Source organism: Yersinia alsatica (assembly GCF_025133195.1).
Taxonomy (GTDB): Bacteria; Pseudomonadota; Gammaproteobacteria; order Enterobacterales; family Enterobacteriaceae; genus Yersinia; species Yersinia alsatica.
Genome location: NZ_CP104006.1, coordinates 2,746,859 through 2,764,094, shown reverse-complemented (window position 1 = coordinate 2,764,094; position 17,236 = coordinate 2,746,859). Strand labels below are relative to the sequence as shown.

Below are 17,236 nucleotides of genomic sequence, written 5' to 3'. Positions count from 1 at the left end.
CCCCGATGTTAATTTAATGATAACACTTTCCTAATAAGTGAATAATTTAATGATTTAGTTTGTTATAGATGTCAGACCATTAACTCAATTGATTGTAATATAAGGATAAATAAATAATAAAAATAAAGAATATTCCTACAAAATTTACTCCACGCTCTTATTTCAATTCATCCCCCATCTGTTATTGTCCACAATAAGTATTATTTACAACACCATTTTTTATTCATTAAAAATATTAACCGAATATTAATCGGACAATTAACCCTCATCTGCCACCCTTTTAGGCATGTGCTAGCACATGAATTGATAATTACTTAAGATTTGTTTAATAAGGTATCGTAAGATAATGATTCATAAAAAAACACTCACACTCAGCATATATTTAGTTCTGGCGGGCACCGTAAGTGCTGCGCCAGCCACCACAACTGTAAAAGATATTAATACATTAACAATTAATGGCGGTGCTGTTAACGTTAATAATCAGTTTGGTATTGCAGCACTTGACGAAAATGCTTTTACATATATGGGAGATATCAGTGTAATTCAAAATCTTACTGCACCATTCTCTAATAACCCGGTGGCTATTAGCGTTTTTAACAGTATTGCAAACTTTGGCAAAACTGATGTTGTTGTCAATATTGATAACGGCGTCACGGGCAGCTATGTTACTGGACTACGGCTAAAAAATGGCAGCGCTGCAACGCCAGAGTTGGCTGCAACAATTACCGCAGAGCTCGGTGCCAATTCAACAATTACACTTAATGGTAATGATGCCATTACATTATATGGCGTTAATCTTGAGGGCGGGCCATATACCAATGCTCTATTAATTCCTGATATGAGAGCTTATCTCAACGAAGATACCACTATCACGTTGAATAATGCCGGGAATAGCTCCGCAGGTATCCATGCTTATATCGCGGGCACGCAGGTTAATACTAAAGACGGATTAACTGTCAATGTGAATACCGGGAGTAATGCGACAATTTATGGTGTTCGTGCTGAAGGTGGAACCGCGTCGGCCCCGTTAGGAGGAACTGTAGCACTTAACGGAACGTCGGTTATCAATTTGGTTAATGGGGGTTCAGGTTCAACCGGGATTCTGGCGAATACATCAGGTTCTACCGTCACGAGTTTAGAAGAAGTTACCGTCAATAACACCAGCTCTAATAGTGCAGCAACCCTCTATGGAGCCTGGGCTAACGGCGGCAACATTAATTTTCAAGGCCCGACTAACGTAACACTGGCGGGAGGTAATGCCACATCTTCAGCTATCTTGGCATCCCGAGAAGGGGAATTAACCCTCACTGGCGGCACGATTAATGCGCTAGATGCCAGGGCATTTTATGTCACCGGGCAAAACAGCAGCATCACCGGTAATGCCGCCCAATATGATATTACCGGGTCACTGTTATCCGCTTCTGGCGGGGTTTTGAATTTATCAATGACGGATGGCTCAAGATTTACTGGAATATCAGAGCTTGGTGCCGTACCAGGAACAACTAACCTGAATATCTCTGGGGTAAATAGCCGGTGGAATATGACGGGCGACTCTACCGTAACCTCATTAAATTTGTCGGATGGGGCAACTGTTAACTATTTGAATAACGGTGCGATGTTTAAAAATCTTACTGTTACTGGCGATTATCATGGCGATGGCGGTTATCTCTCTTTAAATACTGTTCTGGGAGATGATTCCTCCCCGACGGATAAACTGATTATTGAAGGTAATACTTCAGGTAATACCCTTGTGAAAGTCAATAATGCCGGTGGTAGTGGCGCACAAACTCTCAATGGGATTGAGCTCATTACAGTGGCGGGCCTATCAGGGGGCGAATTTACTCAGGACGGGCGTATTGTCGCTGGAGCCTACGACTATTATCTGAACCGGGGAGAAGGTAGTCAGTCTGGCAATTGGTATTTGAATAGTTGGTATCTCCCGCTATCCGCTAGCCCAGACTTACCGGATACGGCCACCTCCGCGCCGATGCCTGGCATCATGGTCGAACGTCCAGAGGCCAGCGGATATAGTGCTAACTTGGCAGCAGCCAACAACATGTTCGTCACTCGTTTACATGACCGCCTGGGGGAAACGCAGTATATCGACGCACTGACCGGAGAGCAGAAAGTCACTAGCTTGTGGTTACGTAACGAAGGTGGTCATAACCGTTCTCGCGATACGCAAGACCAACTGAGCACACAAAGCAATCGTTACGTCGTGCAGTTAGGTGGGGACATTGCGCAGTGGAGCAATAATGGATTGGATCGTTTCCATTTGGGCGTGATGGCGGGTTACGGTAATAGCAAAAGTAGAACAGAGTCGCAATTATCCGGTTATAGCGCCCGGGCATCGGTGGACGGTTATAGCACCGGGATATATGGCACCTGGTATGCTAATGACGCAGACAAAACCGGCCTGTATGTGGATAGCTGGGCACAATATAGCTGGTTTAATAACACCGTAAATGGCCAAGGTTTGGTCACGGAAGAGTACAAATCCAAGGGCGTAACGGCATCAGTAGAAAGCGGCTATACCTTTAAAGTCGGCGAAAATACGGCAAAAAATGCCTCTTACTTTATTCAGCCAAAAGCGCAGGTCACTTGGATGGGCGTCAAGGCAGACCAGCATACCGAAGCGAATGGGACGAAAGTATCAGGTGAAGGTGAGGGTAATATCCAGACCCGTCTGGGGGTAAAAGCCTTTATGAACGGATATGCCGATCAGGATAAAGACAAGGATCGTATGTTCCAGCCTTTTGTTGAGACCAACTGGATCCACAATACTAAAGACTTTGGCACCACCATGAATGGCATCAGTGTGAAACAAGACGGTGCCGTAAATATTGCCGAATTGAAGCTCGGCGTAGAAGGCCAGTTAAGTAAGAAAGTGAATGTGTGGGGCAATGTGGGCCAGCAAGTAGGCAATAAAGGTTATAGTGACACAGCGGTGATGTTCGGAGTGAAATACAACTTCTGATTATTTAACCGCATCGCAATAAGGCCACTGGGTTAATCATGCCCAGTGGCTATTTTTTTCAATGCGATTTTTTTTTAACGCTATTTTTCAACAAATGAATATATAAACCCTTATCTCTCACTCAACGATCATTCAAGAGATTGAGAAATTGCCGGGTACGGGCATGGCGCGGGGTAACCAAAATATCCTGTGACACACCGTCATCCACTATTTTGCCTTGCTCCATAAAAATCACCCTGTCCGCGACATCCCGGGCAAAATTCATTTCATGGGTCACTAATAGCATGGTCATCTGTTGCTCATGGGCAATGTGGCGGATAACCCCTAAAACCTCACTGACCAACTCCGGATCCAGCGCGGAGGTTACCTCGTCAAATAACATCACTTTGGGGCGCATTGCCAGGGCGCGAGCTATCGCGACCCGCTGCTGTTGCCCTCCCGATAAGGTGGCTGGCCATACATTAGCTTTATGAGACAGCCCCACTAATTGCAAATAATGATGAGCACGCGCCCGTGCTTCTTCAACACTCACTTTCAACACTCGCAGTGGAGCTTCGGTAATATTTTGCTCAACAGTCAGATGAGGGAATAAATTAAAATGCTGAAATACCATGCCGACCACATGGCTGGTGGCGGGACGACGACGGAACAGTGAACCCGCGCTACCATTGGCATTAACTGCTTGCCCTGCAATACTAATCTGCCCAGAGCTAAAAGTTTCCAGCCCTTTTATCAGCCGCAATATGGTTGATTTTCCTGAACCACTGGGGCCAATTAACGCCACTTTTTGCCCAGCAGGGATCGATAAATCAAGGTGGTCTAACACCCGGGTGTCACCATAGTTTTTCACCACCTGCGACAGAGTAATCTGCACCGGTTGCGGGGAAGTAACAGAGGAATCAAGCATGTGCACGCCGCCTTTCCAAATAGCTGAACAGTAATGATGTCGGCAAACTAATAAGCAGAAACAGTAATGCCATTAAGGTGTATGGCTCGTTATAACGATATGTCAGGCCCGCAATCTGTTTTGCTGCCTGAAACAGCTCGGGGATGGTAATCACCGCCAATAAAGGCGTTTCTTTAAACATCCCAATCAGATAATTCCCCAGCACCGGTAACATCGGCTTCAATGCTTGGGGTAGAATGATGCGCGTCCACTGCGTTAAGGGAGAGAAATCTAGCGCACGCGCGGCTTCCCACTGCCCTTGCGGCACTCCATTGATAGCTCCGCGGAATGCTTCCGCAATATAGGCACCGTAATACAACCCCATACCCAGCACACCGGTGACCATCGCGGGCAATGTTAATCCACTGAGTGGTAAGGCAAAAAACAAAAAATAGAGTTGCACCAGTAGCGGTGTATTACGAAAGAAAGCGACATATGCCTGGCACAACTTGGTCATGAGCCGCGAGGGCAATTGCAGTAAGACTGCGACCACCATTCCCAACAAGGTTGCCAGCACGAACCCCGCCACCACGACTTCGAAAGTCACCAGCAAACCGGGTAATAAATCCGGCAATATTGACCAGGCAAACGCGAAATCAAAATCCATAGCTTTTCCCCACAAAACGCATCACCAGCCCTAATAACATTAACGATTCCCAACCTGACGATAGCGGGTATGATGCCGCTCGTAATAGGCCACCAGACTGGTCAGTGGCCACGCCATCGCAAAATAGCACAGCAGCACGATGCTCCAGATTAGCGTCTGATCGCCCAGCGTCGTAATCAGTGAGGCTCCGGCGAACGTCAGGTCACTCAGTGTAATTAAGGAAACCAGCGAGGTAGATTTCAGCAGTTCCACCAGCAGGTTACCCAACGGCGGCAGCATAAAAGGCAGTGCCTGCGGCAGAATAATGCGGCGAAATGCCGTCAGTGGCGGGAAGTCTAGCGCCTGCAAAGCATCGCGCTGCCCCTGACTGACATTGACGATGGCACTGCGCACAATTTCGGCACCAAAAGATGAAAAATTAAGCCCGAGACCAATCACCGCCGTGGTCATCGGGCTAATACTGATGCCAAACAGGGGCAAAATAAAAAACAGATAAAACAGTTGTACCAGTGCCGAAGTACCACGTAAAAACTCAATGCAAGCTCCGCTAATCACTCTCACCGGTCGCAAGGGTGACAAGCGCAATAGAGCAAAAACAAACGACAACACCAAAGCCAATGCAGCCGATAGTAAGGTTATTTGCACGGTGACCCATGCGCCATGGGCCAGCTCACCGGCAACAAACGGCAGATTACTCAATTCCATAATGTTAACTCAATGTGCAGATAGCCTATTGCTGTCGCCCGGAAGGTGTCGGGGCCAGACTTATCAACCATTCGCCCTGATTGACGATGTTATGATTCACTAGCATCAATATCAGGCCAGAAAAAGGCGCTATCACATCGGCTACCCATTCACCGTACAAATTCTTAATCACGCCAAGACATTGCCCCCGGCTCACCTGCTCTCCGGCGACAATCTCCAGATACCAGCGGCCACTAAAAGGCGCTTCAACTTTGGCAAAGTTATCGACCACAATATTGCGCCGCGTCTGCGTCACACTAGGGTCCGATGTTAACCCCAACTGACGGGCAATATTAGCGACCCCATTAAAATGGAATTGCGTATTTTCCTCATCAAGAATGCCATTCGCCCCACCCTCTGACATCACGGCATGACGGCCTAGCCATGGCAGTTCATTGGTTGCCCGCCCCCGATTATTGGTTTGATCAACCGCAAACTCCACAATGGCATCAGCATCAAATTGATGAGCCAATAAGCTGGTAATATTGTCGAACTCTTCATCACCCACCCACTGGCACATAACAAATTTGGCGACATCTTCGCGCAAATCACCGCCATGCAGATCAATAAACACCGCCGCCTCTTGCGCCCAGCTATTAAGTACTGCATCAATCAATACTTCGCTGAAACTCCCTTGCGGGGAGCCGGGAGAAAGGAAGTTAATGTTTTTATTGTCTTCCGGACAGACGAATTCAGAATGCAAATATAAGCCGGGCATATTAAGCACCGGCAGAATGCTGACCGAGCCGCTCACCAGATGCTCAGCAAAATAATCTTTTAAGCGCAGAGCCGCTTCCATGGCTGAAACTTCATTCGGATGCATACCGGCAATAATGGCAAGTGCAGGCCCCGCTTGAGGAGCCTTAATATCAAAATAGGGTAACTCAAGCCCGGCCAGAGTTGGGTGGGTGAAAGATAACACTCCCCAACTCAGTTGCCCGCTCTGCCCTATGGCGTGTTTTGAATATGATGAACTGACTGAATTTTTTGACATAAATAACCTATCAATCGCAGCAAAACCATTTACGAAAACTATGCCTGTGGCTCGCATATCTGGCTGGCCTTAACCTCTACTGGCGGCAGCTCATTCTCGGTATAACCATATTTTTGCAGGATTTTCAGTAACTCACCGGAGGCGCGTAATTTTGCTAACTCAGCATTAAATGCTTGGGTAAATGCCGGATCATTGTGCGGTAAGCCAAAAGCATGGAAGTTGTAGCTAGGGTTGCCGTGTGCATCAGCAATTTGCTGGAAAGGCAGAGCACGCTCGACTGCCGGGTCATTTGATTTTTTCAATAAACTGATGATTTCAGCGTCAGGAAAATAAACCGCATCAACGCGATTAGCTTTCAGCGCAGCCAATGCTTCAGTGTCTTTATCAAACAGCACCACATTGCCTGCTGCAATTCCGCTATCTTTGGCTTCGGTTATCTGATTAGTGCCATTCTGGGTGCCAAGGCGAGCTTTATTATTGGCGGCAACATCTTTCAGACTGTGCAAATTCAGTGGATTGCCTTTCTTCACAATAAAAGCACCGCCGGAACGGGTGACTGGATTAGAGAAACCGATCACTTTGCAGCGCGCTGGATTAATAAACAGCCCCGCACCAATGACATCAAAACGCTTGGCCGCCAAACCGGGGACTAAGGCACCAAAATCAACTATCGGGGTTTCTATCCGAGTTATTCCTAATGGCTTCAACACCGCGCGTAAAACTTCTACATTAGCCCCGGTCACTTTACCGTCGGTGCCGATATAGCCATAAGGCTGTTCATTGGCAATACCTGCAATCAATACCTCATTATTCTTGGCTTTATCCAATAAACTTGCGGCAGCCGCATTAAATGACAGGGCCGCATTTAACAATAACGATGCACTCAATATCCCGCTCAGGGATAAAGTTTTTGTCAGTTTCATTTGTCTTTACCTGGTAATTAATAAATTAGAATTTTCAATCAGAAGATTATCTGTCTTATTAGTGATATTTTTTAAATGCTATTTTTCTATAACTAACTTTTTAATAATGAATAAATTCAATGCCATATAGTCCACCAATGGCGTTTATTGTTTCCAATAGATGCGCGCCGTCAGCATGCAATAATGCTGTGTCAGCCTCTGCGATAGGGGCTGATTGCCACAGAGGAAGTCCGGTAAACCATGCCGTAATCTTAGCCATTCTCGCCTCTGCTTATTTATCCAATGCTGAACTGATGAATAAAGAGTAAACGCTGAACTGCGCAATAAATGAAATAAGCATTATTGCTTTTCATATGCGAAATTTAGCTATCTCGACCCAGTCTTGAGATAGAGACAAAAAATTTAGTATTTTTAGGATGCCAGTGGTGGCTCAAGGCGCTATCTTGAAAGCACCCAAATAGACACCCAAAATCATTGGTGTTGCAGGCAGTAAATACGCCTGCGGCGGCGAGGATGAAAGGTGAAACCTTAGAGGAATAACTCATGTTCGTCGTCACCCTAACTTATCATCAGCCTATTGACGTTGTTGAACCCCTCACTGAGAGCCATAAAAAGTGGCTCAAAAAGTATTATGAGCAAGGCGCTTTTATTGCGTCAGGCCGTAAAGTGCCGCGCACCGGTGGCATTATTTTGGCAAAAAGTATTGCGCGTGAGGAGCTGGATAAAATATTGGCAGAAGATCCGTTTAATGCAGTGGCTCATTATGATGTGATCGAGTTTATTCCCTCCATGGCGATTGAGTCAGTTGCCGCATTAAAAACGCTGTAATGCTGTACTTACCAGCAATAATAACGGCCATGGTCGATACCATGGCCCGCCGTTGTCCGGTAAATTATACTTCGGCAGATGGGGTGCCCGCAGAAGATGATGCTAGCCGCTGCTGCCGTTGTTCCATAATGCGATGCAGATTTTCCTCCAGCCACAGCGCTAACCCTTCTACCTGCTCTTGCACTTCTTTCCCCAGTGGCGTCAGCTTATATTCCACATGAGGCGGAACTACCGGGTAAGCAATTCGATCAATAAAACCATCTTCTTCAAGGTGTTGTAGCGTCTGAGCCAGCATTTTTTCACTGACCCCACCAATCTTGCGCCTTAAAGCACTAAAGCGCAGGGTTTCATTGCTCAAAGCAATCAGCACCAACACCCCCCAACGGCTGGTGACACGCTTAAGTACCTCTCTTGAAGGACAATCGACATTAAGCAGTTCACCGCGCCGGACCTGTTCAGGAAACGAGATATTGCCCGTCAAATTTTGCGACTTCATTATTTTCATACTAACCTTTTGGTACGTACTTACTTAAAGTTAGTATATTGCATATGATGATCATAAGGGCAGCTTTTTTGACGAATAATCGGATGTTAATTCTTAAAAACAGCGCGCCACCTTTCCCATAATATAAAGTTTGGAGCCTTACTATGATCGCAGTAACCGGAGCCACAGGCCAACTGGGCCGTCTTGTTATCAATGCATTGCTTAAAAAAGTCCCTGCCAGTGAAATCATTGCCGCCGTGCGTCATCCTGAGAAAGCCAGTGATTTGGCCGCATTAGGGCTTCAGGTACGTAAAGCCGATTATAGCCAACCCACCACATTAGATGCCGCCTTCCAAGGGGTGGACAAATTGCTGTTAATCTCATCAAGTGAAGTGGGACAGCGGGTCGCCCAACATACCGCGGTGATCAATGCCGCCAAGCACGCCGGAGTCAAACTGCTGGCCTATACCAGCTTATTGCATGCCGATAAAAGTATTCTGGGATTAGGCGAAGAGCATCGCGCCACCGAAGCATTGCTACGTGAATCTGGCTTGCCGGTGGTGTTGCTGCGTAATGGCTGGTACACCGAGAACTATGCCGCCAGTATCGCCCCGGCGCTGGCTCATGGTGCCTTTATTGGTGCGGTGGGGAATGGGCGTATCGCCTCTGCCGCGCGTGAAGATTATGCCCAAGCCGCCGCCGCAGTGCTGACCCAAGAAGGTCAGGCTGGCAAGGTGTATGAATTAGCGGGTGATGATAGCTACACACTGGCTGAGTTCTCGGCTGAAATTGCCCGTCAATCAGGTAAGCCGGTGGTATACCAAGATTTATCGGAGGCGGACTTCAAACAAGCACTGATCAGCGCCGGTTTACCCGAAGGTTTCGCTAGCATGCTGGCAGATTCTGATGCGGGTGCGGCTCAAGGTGGGCTATTTGATGACAGCCATACATTGAGCAAACTTATTGGTCGCCCAACCACACCTTATGCCAAGGTGATTGCCGCGACTCTTGCGACACTTTAACACTCGGGCTGCACTCTAAATATTGTCTCTATCCTGATGACCGGTAACCCTCGGCTACCGGTCACTCTTAGCTGTGATATTAACGTTTTGCCGCATCCAGTGCTTGAGCAAGGTCATTGAGAATGTCGTCGATATGCTCAATACCAATTGATAACCGCACCATATCCCGTGGCACGCCCGCCTTGACCAGTTCTTCATCATTAAGCTGGCGGTGTGTAGTGGACGCCGGATGGCAAGCCAGTGATTTGGCATCACCAATATTCACCAGCCGCACCACCAAATTCAGCGCGTCAATAAAACGCCCCCCCGCTTCCTGACCACCATGAATACCAAATGACAGTATCGCCGCAGGTTTGCCGCCAAAATAGCGCTGAGCCAATTCATGTTCTGGATGGTCTGGTAGACCGGCATATTTAACCCAACTGACTTGCGGATGATTTTTTAAGTAATGGGCAACTTTCAGCGCGTTTTCAGTATGGCGCTCCATGCGCAACGCCAAGGTCTCCAGCCCCTGTAAAATCAAAAATGCATTAAACGGCGATAGCGCCGCGCCAGTATTACGCAGTGGCACAACCCGGCAGCGACCAATATAAGCGGCGGCACCGAATTGCTCGGTATAAGTCACGCCATGGTATGACGGATCCGGAGTGTTGAGCTGTGCAAAGCGCTCAGGATATTGTGCCCAAGGGAATTTTCCGGAATCCACCACGATACCGCCAATGCTCGAACCATGGCCGCCGATGTATTTAGTCAATGAATGAACCACAATATCGGCACCATGCTCAAATGGCCGACAAAGAATCGGCGTCGCGACGGTATTATCGACAATCAGCGGTACACCGTGGCGATGAGCAGCATCAGCCAATTTCTTCAAATCAACAATATTGCCCGCTGGGTTACCGATAGATTCACAGAAAACTGCCTTGGTCCGGTCATCAATTAACGCTTCCAATGCTTCAATGTCATCATGGTCGGCAAAACGGGTCTCTACGCCATAACGCGGTAAAGTGTGGGCCAGTAAGTTGTAAGTTCCGCCGTATAACTTGGCTACCGAGACAATGTTATCCCCAGCTTCAGCAATGGTTTGGATAGCATAGGTAATGGCCGCCATTCCTGATGCCACTGCCAGCGCCGCAACCCCACCCTCCAGTGCTGCAACGCGTTGTTCTAAAACATCATTGGTTGGGTTCATGATGCGAGAGTAAATATTGCCCGCCACTTTTAAATCAAATAAATCAGCCCCATGCTGGGTATCATCAAAAGCAAAAGAAGAAGTTTGATAAATAGGCACCGCAACAGCTTTGGTGGTTGGATCTGGCGAATAACCTGCATGAATAGATAATGTTTCTAATTTCATTCTTTATCCTTTGTATAGATGACAATACCGAGAGTTATGGCGTGATAAACCCTGCTGCGGCCCCCTGATTAGCCAGAGAATTGACTGGTAACAGAGGTATTAGACCCAGTTTCAATAGTGCGATTAACAATAGTGGAATTAATGAACGACACCTACCGCCAAAAAGAAATTATTTAGCTATTAATTATAATTAAATGTTATCGACATCATGCTCGGACGAAAGAGTGAGTCACTCAGACTGTGATCCTCGTGCGCGATCAAGCAAAATTACCTGCAACTGAACACCAAACTGCCATCTTTCAAGCCGAGTGAGAAAAGGCGGTGGTGAATCTTCTGCCCCACGAACCTCATCATTGATAGCGCAATTAGATGGCACCGGCTGGTGTCACGGTGTAGCCTCTGGTGAATGAAAAACGTCAAAACTCACATCGAAGCTCGGTTTAACGGGGGCATAGAAAAGGAATATTATGAGTGAATTTACCGGTTTTACTCAGGATGGTCTGACATTCTTACAACAAATTAGTCAGAACAATAACAAGGAGTGGTTCGAAGAGCACCGCGCTATTTATGATAGTCACCTGCTGCAACCGATGCGAAAACTGGTGACTGACTTAAGCTCTGATATGCTGATGATTGATGAATTGTTTGAGACGCGCCCGGCGATTGGCAAGACCATCTCCCGCATGAACCGGGATACTCGTTTTTCTCATGACAAATCTCTTTATCGCAATAACTTGTGGCTGACATTCAAACGCTCGCGTAAAAACTGGACTGATGCGCCAACCTACTTTTTTGAGTTTGGCCCAGATTGGTGGCGCTATGGGCTGGGTTATTACAGTGCCTCGCGTATCACCATGGATCTTTTCCGGCAACAACTGCTCCGCGCCCCGGCTGACTTCCTCAAGATAGCTGAATGTATTCATCCAAACTTCTCTATTGAAGGTGAAAGTTATAAACGGCCACTGATTAAAGACCAGCAGCCAGAGTTGGCGGCCTGGTACAACAAGAAATCCTGGGCACTCATTAGCCAGCATAGAGATATGGATGCATTATTTTCTGCGCAATTAGTTGATATATTGAGCAAAGATTTCAAACGAATTGCACCTATCTATAACTTTCTGATGAAAATCGAGGGAATGAAGAAAAGCCACAATACTTTCGATTTCCAGTAAATTTTTATTCGCTACTTTCTTAATGTTTTAAATTCTCTATCCCTGCAACCGCAGGGATCTCTTTATTCTTAATTAATATTGTTTAGATTAATCTCTGCCAGGGTTGTAACAAATAATTATTATAAAAATCATAATTAACAATCGTAGCGAACCAAACCCTCAATGAACATCATGTTATGTAACTTTTAAGTAAAACTTACCCATGTTTTATCAAAGTTGTAGATAAACAGTTCAGCAAATGAACATCCATTTATAACCCTCATCAGTTTATCATTAAGCCCTTGGGGTGAATATAATGTAATTTATTGTTTTTAAACGATTTAAATTGATTTCATATTATTTAAAACACTAGCACACAGTTAAATATAAATAATAAATTCAACCTATCTAATCATTAAATAATTAAGAAAAATGCTCTAAATAAGTGCAACGAGACTAATATTTAGCACTTTTATGGGGAATTAATAATTTAATAAATAAAAGTATAAAGTTTTATCTAAGGATGCCGATTACCGTCAGTAATTATTGTATCTACCTGTGCTCAGGGAACTCCCCCATTTACTGAGGTTATTATGCGAGTCAACAAGCCTGTCAGTCGGCAGGAGTATCCCATTGGAAGCGATACCACCCTGCAATCAACTACCGATATTCACGGAAATATCGCCTATGCCAATGCCGCCTTTGTGCGCGCCAGTGGTTTTGAATATCAGGACTTGCTGGGGCAACCTCATAATGTGGTGCGACACCCAGAGATGCCACCCGCCGCGTTTGCCGATATGTGGCAAACCTTAAATGACGGGCTTTCTTGGTCATCATTGGTAAAAAACCGCCGCAAAAATGGTGACTATTACTGGGTGCGCGCCAATGCCACCCCACTGCGCCACAATGGCCGATTGACGGGGTATATCTCGGTGCGAATTGCACCAACCCGCGAAGAGGTTAAACAAGCCGAGGCACTGTATGCCGATTTTAACTCTGGCAAGGCAAAGCAGCGCCGTATTGCGCTCTATCGCGGCTTGATTGTCCGCACCGGTTGGCTCTCTTTATTCTCGCTATTTCAAACACTACCACTGCGTTGGCGTTTGCGCGGTGCACTCTTGGCCGCTGCCTTGCTGCCCACTGTCGCCGCAGGCGTAATGGGGATGACGGCCTTGCCGCTGTTGATTATGGGAGGGGTTACCCTTGCCAGCAGCATAATCACCTCATTTTGGCTGGAACGTCAGGTCGCCCGCCCGATCGCGGCTATTTTACAACAGGCGCAAGATGTCTCTTCCGGGCAAGCCGGTGATTATGTTCAGCTAAACCGTGTTGATGAAATTGGCTATTTAATGCGTAGCGTCAATCAGTTAGGTTTGAATCTTCGCTCTTTAACCGATGATGTCAGTGGTCAGGTTGATGGCATTAATACCGCCAGCAGTGAGATTGCCGCCGGAAATCGTGAGTTAAAGGTCCGGACGGAACAGGCTACCGCTAACTTACAACATATTGTCAGTGCGACTGAACAACTGGTCGCCACCGTACAAAACAGCGCCAACACCGCGAACGAGACAACTTCACTGGCAGAGATGAGCAGTCATGCAGCTGAGCAAGGCAGCGAGTTAATGCATCAGGTTATTGAAACCATGGGGACGATTAATGACTCCAGCCATCGTATCGTCGATATTATCAGTGTGATTGAAGGTATTGCCTTCCAGACCAATATTTTGGCGCTCAACGCGGCGGTTGAAGCTGCCAGAGCCGGTGAACAAGGCCGAGGTTTTGCCGTTGTTGCCAGTGAAGTACGCCATTTGGCGCAGCGCTCCTCCACTGCGGCGAAAGAGATTAAACACTTGATCGAAACCAGCGTAGAGCGGGTGCGCGACGGCAGCACGCTGGTGCAAAATGCCGGGGCGACCATGGATAATATCGTCAAGCAGGCGGGTCAGGTTTCTACCCTGATCAGTGAAATTAGCACCTCAACCCATGAACAGACCCAAGCTCTGGGTCAAATTAGCCAATCAATTAGTCAGTTAGATCAAATGACCCATCAGAATGCCGCCATGGTGGAGCAATATGCTGGCGCTGCGGAAGAGTTGGCTCACCGCACCTTGCGCCTGACTGCCGCGGTCCGAATTTATCGGCCAGTGAAGTGAAGAAAATAAAGTGGCGTCATTATTAAATGATATCTAAGTGAGATAACCCAATAAACGTAGGAGACAAACTCAACCACCCGCATATCTGTTATGGTCACTATGGTAGACTATTCATCTGTCATAGCAATAAACAGAAACCCCGCTATAGTGGGTATGTGGTTATTCAATTATTAAATAAGGAGTTTTATGTCATCAATTAACCCAGCATCTGTTCGCGCTCAGCAAGGTGAAACCGATGCAAACTTACCTGGTGAAGATCATTTGATCGCCCATGAAGCTTTGCTTGTCGCATTAATGGTTGAATGTGCTAATGAGTCGGACAACGATCAATTTCTGTTCAGTGTCCGAGAGACCCTTAATGGGATCTTGAACTCCTCACGTTATCTTGACGCCAGCAAGATAGCCAACGGCCTGCTTGATGAGGCTGATGACAAAGCCAACCGTTAGCCCTCAGCCCTCTCCATTGAGGGCTTTTTACTGATCGCGCCCTAATAATTTTGAGCAGTTGATCAACGCCAACAAGCAAACGATAATCAATCAAAGAAAGCGGCAATATAACCATTGAGGAATGTAATGGCTTCGCTGAAAGAAGTGGCACATCTGGCGTCAGTTTCATTAATGACCGTCTCTCGGGCAATCAATAACCCGGAACAACTGCGCCCGGAAACTTATCAGCGAGTGATGCAGGCCATTGAAGCGCTCAATTATGTCCCTGATTTCTCTGCCCGAAAAATGCGCGGCAATACCACCAAAACCTCGACTCTCGCCGTGCTCGCTTGGGATACCGCCACCACCCCTTTTTCAGTTGAGATATTACTCTCCATTGAGTTAACTGCGCGCGAATTTGGCTGGAATAGCTTTCTGGTTAATCTGACGTCACAAGAAGATAGCGAACGCGCAGTTAATCAACTGCTCGCCCAGCGCCCTGATGGCATTATTTTTACGTCGATGGGGCTACGGCAAGTCACCATCCCCGACCGCCTGCGAGATAAAAATATTGTGCTGGCAAATTGCGTCAGTGAAATCCATTCAATCCCTAGCTATATTCCTGATGATTTTGATGGCCAATATCAAGCGATGAAATTAGTGTTGCGCCGAGGATATCAGCGGCCACTGTGTATTTATCTCCCCGAGTGTACTTTGGCAGGTAAGACGCGGCGGGCCGGTGCGGAAAAAGCGTGGCAAGAGTCTGGGTTGCCAATGGCGCAATTACGTCAATGTCATTTAGCGTGGGGGGATGAACATTATCAGGATGTTATTTCCCTGTTAGACCGCCATTGCCCAGAGAATCAACCTGAGTTTGATGTGCTGATATGCGGCAATGATCGCATCGCTTTTTTGGCTTATCAGGTGCTGTTGGCTAAAGGTATTGCCATTCCACAGCAAGTGGCTGTCGTGGGTTATGACAATATGGTCGGTATTGGCGAACTGTTCCTCCCCCCGCTCACGACGGTTCAACTTCCTCATTATGATATTGGCCGAGAAGCCGCCCTTCACTTAATTGAAGGGCGTGAATCGCGCTTAACCCACCGGTTACCTTGCCCACTGCTGGAGCGGGCCTCAATCTGATTTTCCCGGCGATTTAATAGTGAACACCCGTATTTAAGCGCCAAAATTTACCTGCCAGCAATTGCGCCTGACCATTTTCAGCAAACAGCGATAAACAGCGCTCATGCTGTGCGGGGTAGATACGGCTGCTCATGCAAGCCTGTCCACCATTGATAAATACCTCTAGCGAGGAACTATCAATAAATACACGTAAGGATAGTAATCCTGACACCGGTAATGACACACTGCGATACCCCGTCAAGCCATGCTGCGGATAGTATCGTTCCAATATCAGGCGATTGGCCTGATTATCCACATAGACAGCAACTCTGCCGCCGTTTCCTTGATTATCCCCCAGTTGAAAACCATATTTTTCGGCATCGCTAGTGGCACAATCCCATTTCAGTTGCAGCTCCAGGCTGTGGCAGTTTTCAGCCAAAAATTGCCGCTGCTGCAACCTTGCCGGGGCGATTAGCTGCTCAGTTTGTCTTAATGCCGCCACCTCACGCAGCGGTTGCATCAATAGCTGCCCTTGAGGGTCAAGACTTAGCTCCCGTGGCAAACTTAAGCATCCACACCAGTTATCGGCTTTTGTCGGCATCGGGGATTGCCACATATCCAGCCAGCCAATAATTACTCGCCGACCATCAGGAGTGAGCAGAGATTGTGGTGCATAGAAATCATGGCCATGATCGAGCTCAGCAAAAGGTTGAGAGGGCGTAAAATCTGCCCCTGGTTGCCACTTGCCGCGCAGCACCCCACTCTGGAACAGATTACGATGGCGATAACCGGTTGCCACCAAACCCTGCGGCGAAAACATCAAAATCCGTTCATTACCCAATGGGAAGAAATCAGGGCACTCCCACATATACCCCATGCCATCATCTGCTCGGGCTAATACCTGCATAAATTGCCACTGTCGCAATGAACTGGCGCGATATAACAACACCTGCCCGTGATCCTGTGAATCGCGGGCACCGACCACCATCCACCAATAGTCATCCTCGAACCATACTTTGGGATCACGAAAGTGCATGATGCCCTCAGGGGGCGTCAGCACTACACCTTGCTTAGCAAAATGTATCCCATCTTCACTGGTGGCCAGGCACTGTACCTCGCGAATTGCACTGTCATCACCCTCACCTTTTAACCACACATGCCCGGTGTAGATCAGACTTAAAACACCATTATCATCCACGGCACAGCCGGAAAAACAGCCGTCTTTATCCCATGAATCCTCAGGGGCCAGAGCAATGGGCTGATGCTGCCAACTGAGCATATCCTGACTGGTTGCGTGCCCCCAATGCATCGGCCCCCAATTTTCATCATAAGGATGGTGTTGATAAAATGCATGATACAGCCCGTGGTAAAAAATCAGCCCATTTGGGTCATTCATCCATCCCGCCGGAGGGGCCAAATGAAAATGTGGATAGAAGCTCAGCTCCACCTGAGAAGCCAAGGTTAGCAGCGCATCATTTGCCCGCTCAATTAATGAATTCATC

Annotated in this window: 16 protein-coding genes; 7 read left to right on the top strand and 9 right to left on the bottom strand. The window is 47.2% G+C overall.

Annotated features, from left to right (window positions below; all coding sequences use genetic code 11):
* The first annotated feature begins 346 nt into the window (after window positions 1-346).
* The gene (locus N0H69_RS12165) at window positions 347-2,977 is read left to right on the top strand and encodes an autotransporter outer membrane beta-barrel domain-containing protein (protein WP_072077696.1); all 2,631 of its coding nucleotides are present in this window, start codon (window positions 347-349) and stop codon (window positions 2,975-2,977) included.
* Window positions 2,978-3,098: 121 nt separating this feature from the next.
* On the opposite strand, the gene N0H69_RS12160 is transcribed toward N0H69_RS12165, so the two are convergent.
* The 6 genes from N0H69_RS12160 to N0H69_RS12135 form a co-directional block, all read right to left on the bottom strand.
* Complete coding sequence (locus N0H69_RS12160; RefSeq protein ID WP_050152235.1) at window positions 3,099-3,884, bottom strand: amino acid ABC transporter ATP-binding protein; 786 nt, start codon at window positions 3,882-3,884, stop codon at window positions 3,099-3,101.
* Window positions 3,877-4,530: an ectoine/hydroxyectoine ABC transporter permease subunit EhuD gene (gene ehuD, locus N0H69_RS12155; protein WP_050109103.1), complete on the bottom strand. Its 654-nt coding sequence runs from the start codon at window positions 4,528-4,530 to the stop codon at window positions 3,877-3,879. The genes N0H69_RS12160 and ehuD overlap by 8 nt, the downstream gene beginning before the upstream one ends.
* Before the next feature lie 39 nt (window positions 4,531-4,569).
* Window positions 4,570-5,235: an ectoine/hydroxyectoine ABC transporter permease subunit EhuC gene (ehuC, locus tag N0H69_RS12150; RefSeq protein ID WP_050152236.1), complete on the bottom strand. Its 666-nt coding sequence runs from the start codon at window positions 5,233-5,235 to the stop codon at window positions 4,570-4,572.
* A gap of 25 nt (window positions 5,236-5,260) precedes the next feature.
* Entirely contained in the window at window positions 5,261-6,268 is a 1,008-nt protein-coding gene (locus N0H69_RS12145) for a succinylglutamate desuccinylase/aspartoacylase family protein (RefSeq protein WP_080994263.1), read from the bottom strand.
* Window positions 6,269-6,306: 38 nt separating this feature from the next.
* Window positions 6,307-7,191, bottom strand: coding sequence for an ectoine/hydroxyectoine ABC transporter substrate-binding protein EhuB (ehuB, locus tag N0H69_RS12140; protein ID WP_050109101.1), 885 nt, complete (start codon window positions 7,189-7,191; stop codon window positions 6,307-6,309).
* 100 nt (window positions 7,192-7,291) lie between these two features.
* Window positions 7,292-7,450 (bottom strand): hypothetical protein, encoded by a 159-nt coding sequence (locus N0H69_RS12135; protein ID WP_172665474.1) that lies wholly within the window; start codon window positions 7,448-7,450, stop codon window positions 7,292-7,294.
* Window positions 7,451-7,734: 284 nt separating this feature from the next.
* Here N0H69_RS12135 and N0H69_RS12130 point away from each other — a divergent pair, with 284 nt between their 5' ends.
* Window positions 7,735-8,019, top strand: coding sequence for a YciI family protein (locus tag N0H69_RS12130; RefSeq protein ID WP_050152237.1), 285 nt, complete (start codon window positions 7,735-7,737; stop codon window positions 8,017-8,019).
* 64 nt (window positions 8,020-8,083) lie between these two features.
* On the opposite strand, the gene N0H69_RS12125 is transcribed toward N0H69_RS12130, so the two are convergent.
* Window positions 8,084-8,524: a winged helix-turn-helix transcriptional regulator gene (locus N0H69_RS12125; RefSeq protein WP_050121105.1), complete on the bottom strand. Its 441-nt coding sequence runs from the start codon at window positions 8,522-8,524 to the stop codon at window positions 8,084-8,086.
* A gap of 143 nt (window positions 8,525-8,667) precedes the next feature.
* On the opposite strand from N0H69_RS12125, the gene N0H69_RS12120 reads away from it, so the two are divergent.
* On the top strand, window positions 8,668-9,525 hold the full coding sequence (locus tag N0H69_RS12120; protein WP_050152238.1) for an SDR family oxidoreductase: 858 nt from the start codon (window positions 8,668-8,670) through the stop codon (window positions 9,523-9,525).
* Between the two features lie 79 nt (window positions 9,526-9,604).
* Here N0H69_RS12120 and N0H69_RS12115 read toward each other — a convergent pair whose 3' ends face one another.
* The gene (locus N0H69_RS12115; RefSeq protein WP_050109097.1) at window positions 9,605-10,882 is read right to left on the bottom strand and encodes a bifunctional O-acetylhomoserine aminocarboxypropyltransferase/cysteine synthase; all 1,278 of its coding nucleotides are present in this window, start codon (window positions 10,880-10,882) and stop codon (window positions 9,605-9,607) included.
* A gap of 464 nt (window positions 10,883-11,346) precedes the next feature.
* Between N0H69_RS12115 and N0H69_RS12110 the strand changes: the two genes are divergently transcribed.
* The 4 genes from N0H69_RS12110 (at window position 11,347) to N0H69_RS12095 (ending at window position 15,755) form a co-directional block, all read left to right on the top strand.
* Entirely contained in the window at window positions 11,347-12,054 is a 708-nt protein-coding gene (locus N0H69_RS12110) for a DUF2461 domain-containing protein (protein WP_050109096.1), read from the top strand.
* 572 nt (window positions 12,055-12,626) lie between these two features.
* On the top strand, window positions 12,627-14,186 hold the full coding sequence (locus N0H69_RS12105) for a methyl-accepting chemotaxis protein (protein ID WP_050109095.1): 1,560 nt from the start codon (window positions 12,627-12,629) through the stop codon (window positions 14,184-14,186).
* Window positions 14,187-14,372: 186 nt separating this feature from the next.
* Window positions 14,373-14,633, top strand: coding sequence for a hypothetical protein (locus N0H69_RS12100; RefSeq protein WP_050109094.1), 261 nt, complete (start codon window positions 14,373-14,375; stop codon window positions 14,631-14,633).
* Window positions 14,634-14,759: 126 nt separating this feature from the next.
* A complete protein-coding gene (locus N0H69_RS12095) occupies window positions 14,760-15,755 on the top strand; it encodes a LacI family DNA-binding transcriptional regulator (protein ID WP_050152239.1) in 996 nt (331 codons plus the stop codon).
* Window positions 15,756-15,768: 13 nt separating this feature from the next.
* Here N0H69_RS12095 and N0H69_RS12090 read toward each other — a convergent pair whose 3' ends face one another.
* The gene (locus N0H69_RS12090; RefSeq protein ID WP_050152240.1) at window positions 15,769-17,235 is read right to left on the bottom strand and encodes a glycoside hydrolase family 32 protein; all 1,467 of its coding nucleotides are present in this window, start codon (window positions 17,233-17,235) and stop codon (window positions 15,769-15,771) included.
* Window position 17,236: the final 1 nt, after the last annotated feature.

Excerpts from the sequence above, each read along its gene's own strand:
- N0H69_RS12095 (WP_050152239.1), top strand. The coding sequence starts at position 14,760 with ATGGCTTCGCTGAAAGAAGTGGCACATCTGGCGTCAGTTTCATTAATG.
- N0H69_RS12120 (WP_050152238.1), top strand. The coding sequence starts at position 8,668 with ATGATCGCAGTAACCGGAGCCACAGGCCAACTGGGCCGTCTTGTTATC.
- ehuB (WP_050109101.1), bottom strand. The coding sequence starts at position 7,191 with ATGAAACTGACAAAAACTTTATCCCTGAGCGGGATATTGAGTGCATCG.
- N0H69_RS12145 (WP_080994263.1), bottom strand. The coding sequence starts at position 6,268 with ATGTCAAAAAATTCAGTCAGTTCATCATATTCAAAACACGCCATAGGG.
- N0H69_RS12115 (WP_050109097.1), bottom strand. The coding sequence starts at position 10,882 with ATGAAATTAGAAACATTATCTATTCATGCAGGTTATTCGCCAGATCCA.
- N0H69_RS12130 (WP_050152237.1), top strand. The coding sequence starts at position 7,735 with ATGTTCGTCGTCACCCTAACTTATCATCAGCCTATTGACGTTGTTGAA.
- N0H69_RS12125 (WP_050121105.1), bottom strand. The coding sequence starts at position 8,524 with ATGAAAATAATGAAGTCGCAAAATTTGACGGGCAATATCTCGTTTCCT.
- N0H69_RS12105 (WP_050109095.1), top strand. The coding sequence starts at position 12,627 with ATGCGAGTCAACAAGCCTGTCAGTCGGCAGGAGTATCCCATTGGAAGC.
- N0H69_RS12090 (WP_050152240.1), bottom strand. The coding sequence starts at position 17,235 with ATGAATTCATTAATTGAGCGGGCAAATGATGCGCTGCTAACCTTGGCT.
- ehuC (WP_050152236.1), bottom strand. The coding sequence starts at position 5,235 with ATGGAATTGAGTAATCTGCCGTTTGTTGCCGGTGAGCTGGCCCATGGC.
- N0H69_RS12165 (WP_072077696.1), top strand. The coding sequence starts at position 347 with ATGATTCATAAAAAAACACTCACACTCAGCATATATTTAGTTCTGGCG.
- N0H69_RS12100 (WP_050109094.1), top strand. The coding sequence starts at position 14,373 with ATGTCATCAATTAACCCAGCATCTGTTCGCGCTCAGCAAGGTGAAACC.
- ehuD (WP_050109103.1), bottom strand. The coding sequence starts at position 4,530 with ATGGATTTTGATTTCGCGTTTGCCTGGTCAATATTGCCGGATTTATTA.
- N0H69_RS12160 (WP_050152235.1), bottom strand. The coding sequence starts at position 3,884 with ATGCTTGATTCCTCTGTTACTTCCCCGCAACCGGTGCAGATTACTCTG.
- N0H69_RS12135 (WP_172665474.1), bottom strand. The coding sequence starts at position 7,450 with ATGGCTAAGATTACGGCATGGTTTACCGGACTTCCTCTGTGGCAATCA.